At 39.0% G+C, this 4,261-nt stretch carries 4 protein-coding genes; 2 read left to right on the forward strand and 2 right to left on the reverse strand.

Features of this window, described 5'->3' with window-relative positions; translation table 11 throughout:
* Positions 1–27: 27 nt before the first annotated feature.
* The gene (locus CXF78_RS13245) at positions 28–636 is read right to left on the reverse strand and encodes a tetratricopeptide repeat protein (RefSeq protein ID WP_102037062.1); all 609 of its coding nucleotides are present in this window, start codon (positions 634–636) and stop codon (positions 28–30) included.
* Between the two features lie 701 nt (positions 637–1,337).
* Between CXF78_RS13245 and CXF78_RS13250 the strand changes: the two genes are divergently transcribed.
* Positions 1,338–2,117 carry an acetoin reductase gene (locus CXF78_RS13250; protein WP_011635722.1) on the forward strand — a complete coding sequence of 260 codons (780 nt, stop codon included), beginning with the start codon at positions 1,338–1,340 and terminating at the stop codon, positions 2,115–2,117.
* A 207-nt stretch (positions 2,118–2,324) separates the two neighbouring features.
* Here CXF78_RS13250 and CXF78_RS13255 read toward each other — a convergent pair whose 3' ends face one another.
* Positions 2,325–3,029: a DUF2238 domain-containing protein gene (locus CXF78_RS13255; RefSeq protein ID WP_219622075.1), complete on the reverse strand. Its 705-nt coding sequence runs from the start codon at positions 3,027–3,029 to the stop codon at positions 2,325–2,327.
* Positions 3,030–3,567: 538 nt separating this feature from the next.
* Here CXF78_RS13255 and CXF78_RS13265 point away from each other — a divergent pair.
* The coding region (locus tag CXF78_RS13265; protein WP_102037063.1) for a DUF417 family protein at positions 3,568–4,261 on the forward strand (694 nt) is incomplete at its 3' end.

Here is a 4,261-nt window from a genome sequence, read left to right on the forward strand (position 1 = left end):
GGTCATACCTGTCCTGATAAGTTTTCTCTATTGGTTTTTTACACATTCACTAACAATAACTCCATAATTAGATATGTCTTTTCGCACCCTTGAGAAAATATTCCAAGTCCCCTTTATTACTTTTGCTATTCCTTTTACAACCTCACCACAAGAAATATCCAACCCACCACTCTCCTTTAGGGCTACATAGCTTCCAAGCCTAATTGATTTCTGATAGAGCTCTTTTGCTTTAGTTAAATTAGGTTGAACACCATGCCCGTAACGATAAATACGAGCTAACATCAATGTGGCTACTAGTCCGTCCATATTCGCAGCTTTCAAATACAACTGTTTTGATTTTATGTAGTCTTGATCCACACCAACCCCGAAAAAGTAAAGCCTTCCAAGAGCTGTATAAGCATACATGTCATCACTTAAATCAATCGCTTTTTTATAAAATGTAGCCGCTTTTGAAAAGTCTTGTTCAATAGTCGCTGTTGATGGCATTTCATACAGCCGCCCTATTTCAACCAACGCCTCATCAATTCCATTTTTAGCCATACTTTTATATAGATAAATAGCTTGGTCGTATTTATTTTCACTCACCAGACGTATTGCATCATCCCATAAAGACAGTTCATCATACTCTGGATGCATTATAGAGCCCTCTTCAGTTTATTCTTCCCCCAACACCAGATATTGAAACACATTAATGATATGGGGAAAAGTAAGCCAAATGAAGTTCTACTGAACTGAGTGGGTAATCGGCCCTAACATTGAAAGGGGCAAAAACGAGTTAGTTTTCTTGACTTGGAAATGGTGTGATTCAACTCTGAACTTGAGGACGTTGAAGAAAATAGCGTGATGCTCACATGGATGTGAGCTTAGCTTTCGCGGTACAGGATGTACCATCGGAAGCGTTAGTATTTTCGAATAAGGCCGAAGCCATATTCAAATGAAGTTCAACGCTGAATCAATCCCCCATGGCGACTTTTCGCTTTTCAGAAAATGTTGCGGGGCGGCTGGGTGATCCAAGAGGGAATAGCCGTTGATTTCCTCTTGGTCTGGTGTGGGCGAAGCGCCACGACGTTAGTGGCCGCAGGCCATAGCCTAACCAACTTTAAGGCAGAAATAAGCTAGCAGACCTTCCCAACATGAAACAATTTCAAACTTAACATCACTAATATTGAAAGGTCATTCTTAGAGATTAAACATGTTTAATTTTTAACCACTATGCTGACTCATATTGATCTATATCTAATTTTATTGCTCTACGTCCTTGTAAACTGATCATTCAATCGTTATCTGGAAGGCGATGCAAAGGTCTTCCTTTTCCCATTATCAAAAAGGAGTCAGATATGTCATTACAAGGAAAAGTCGCTCTCGTCACTGGCGCTGGTCAGGGCATCGGACGTGCCATTGCACTTCGTTTAGCAAAAGATGGGGCAAATGTTGCCATCGTTGATCTAAACGAAGAAAAAATGCTCGCGGTATCTCTTGAGGTAGAAGCTTTTGGTCGAAAATCAACGACTTTCAAAGCTGACGTAAGCGACCGAGAACAAGTTTATGCCGCTATAAATCATGCAGAAAAAACCTTAGGTGGATTCGATATTATGGTGAATAACGCAGGTATTGCGCAGGTTCAAGCCATATCAGATATTACCCAAGAAGACATGGATAAAATCCAAAAGATCAACGTAGATGGAACACTTTGGGGCATTCAAGCCGCGGCAAAGAAATTCATCGAACGCAAACAAAAAGGAAAAATTATAAATGCCTCTTCCATTGCTGGCCATAACGGGTTTGCTTTACTAGGTGCATACTCGGCGACTAAATTTGCAGTGCGCGCGCTAACTCAGGCAGCAGCACAGGAATATGCTAGTGCAGGTATTACAGTAAATGCTTATTGCCCTGGTGTGGTCGGAACCGATATGTGGGTTGAGATTGATAAACGTTTTTCTGAAATTACTGGGGCAGCAATAGGTGAAACGTTTAAAAAATACGTGAAAGGTATCGCACTAGGTCGTGCGCAAACACCTGTGGATGTCGCCAACTTTGTTTCATATTTAGCGGGTCCAGACTCTGATTATATGACAGGTCAAGCACCGATGATCGATGGCGGTATGGTTTACCGTTAACAATAACCAAACGATCGTGAAATGCAAGATTGTGTATTTTGCTGTGTCTTGGGGGGATATTTGGTCTAAAAATTGTGGGCTAACACTGAGAGTAACAATATAGCCTGCAGTTTTTAGCTCCGTGATTAACAGCAAAGGAAAAAATAGGTTACATTCTAAAAAACACTACTCTTAGGTGAGAATGTCTATTGCTAATCGGGTTGCAAGCTAAGGCTTTATTTTCCTGCTTAATATTTTTTTACTGTTAAGCTTAATTTCCATTTGTTCTCGAAAGTCTTTTTGAATACGTGAATGGATAAAAAGGGTTATCGCCATCGCTATAAAACCGCCAAGACTTGCCAGAGCCATATCTTTATGTGCATCCCAAACATCTCCCTGTGTGCCTAAATACGCCATTCCTAGCTCGCCACCAAATGTCTCGGCGGCGCCCCACTCAATCAATTCATATAGCATCGATGTTGCCATAATAAGATTTAAAGGCGTTAAATAGCTCCAAAAGCCTTTCAAACCAGCAATTCGACAATACAAATCCCTAACCGGGTATGCCAATAAAAGACCGTATGCCAAATGAATCAATCTATCAAAATTATTCCTGGTCCAGCCCATATATTCATTAAGGCTAAAGTTAAAATACGATGTTAAAAATGCATCATAGGGGACATTGGAATAAGTATAATATGAACCTATTTCATGCAAGCTCATAAAGGCAAATATCAAACTATAAGAGAGTCGCGATAATGGGCATTTCTTATACGTAAAAAAAATGAAAATAGCAGATAAGACAACTAATACATTCTCAAGCGCCCAATCGGCTCGGTCATGAGGCGATATAGAAATAACTAGGAATTCAATGCCAAAGATAACTGAAAGGATTAGAAAGTATCGTTTATGTTCCATAATATTTTTAGCCATTCTGAATTAACGGTAATCTTACTAGGGAGTCAAAGTCTGCTGTATACCCTTTGGGACTCAACGCCGTGCAATCTCTCACTAACGCGAGGGCTACTGAAAAATAATAAACTCATTCTTTTAAATGCTGCATGTAAAATAACGGATTTTGCTTATATTGATGGATTGATCAACCCATCAATAGGCTAAAAGACTTAATATTGCCAGCCATTTTTAATGCTCATTAACTTAACCTCTTTCAATCAACATTACGATAGGCTTTTTATGACAGGCCAATATAGTAATTCCAACTCAGCAGAAAAATTTGATATCAATCAATTAAAAATAAAGTAGTTAGCTTTAAATATTAGTCGTTAAGCGCACAACCAGCGCTGGCAGTTTGATGACCTTGTGGTCTTTTTCGTTCGAGATGTTCACAATATTCAGTTAATGCAGCTAACGCCCCTACTGCGCTTTAAATAATGAGTGTTTGCTAGGTTGGGTGAAATGTTTTATCGGCTTGTAAGGTCTTTGTAGGTCTTAACGAATACATGGAAATACAATGAACTTAAAACACATAAACAATGCACTTACTTTTTTGCTCTTACTGAGCTTTTTACTGCTTGGGGTTTCGTTTGCTTTAGGTGCAAATCCTAACGCATTAACCGCTACTTTTAGTTTCTATGGGCTTGATACGTTAATAGGTGTAAACACATTAGGCTTGTTAACGGGCTCAACTATGCTCGCACTGGTCGCAACAACCTTAGCTGCGCATTTAAAATTAATAAAGCCTACAGCGGCACTCGTGTTAGCAATAATAATTAGCATAGTGCCATTGCTAACATTATTTGCTAGTAACCGCTGGATGGAGCAATTAGGCGGTTTTCCGATAATAGGTAGTGGGCAAGGTATTATTAAGTACTTTTCTATATTGCCTATTTACTTGTTTTTATTCTGTAAAAGTAAACTTAGCGACAAACAGCACGTACTTTTAAACTTTATTCCTGTTGCTATGGTTTTACTATGGATTGGCGGCATGAAGTTTTATGAATTTGAAGCAAAAGCTATTGTAGGCCTTGTTGAAACCTCGCCATTTATGTCATGGTTGTATGCTTTATTTAGTGTGCGAGGCGCTTCAAACGTAATAGGTGGGTTTGATGTTTTATTCGCTGTGTTATTAGGTTTTGGACTATTTTTAAATAATAAGAAGCTAATTATTGTAAGTTGCCTAGCGTGTTTAAGCGTGTTTTTAATGA

Source organism: Shewanella sp. 11B5, assembly GCF_002836795.1.
Taxonomy (GTDB): domain Bacteria; phylum Pseudomonadota; class Gammaproteobacteria; order Enterobacterales; family Shewanellaceae; genus Shewanella; species Shewanella frigidimarina.

Excerpts from the sequence above, each read along its gene's own strand:
- CXF78_RS13245 (WP_102037062.1), bottom strand. The coding sequence starts at position 636 with ATGCATCCAGAGTATGATGAACTGTCTTTATGGGATGATGCAATACGT.
- CXF78_RS13250 (WP_011635722.1), top strand. The coding sequence starts at position 1,338 with ATGTCATTACAAGGAAAAGTCGCTCTCGTCACTGGCGCTGGTCAGGGC.
- CXF78_RS13255 (WP_219622075.1), bottom strand. The coding sequence starts at position 3,029 with ATGGCTAAAAATATTATGGAACATAAACGATACTTTCTAATCCTTTCA.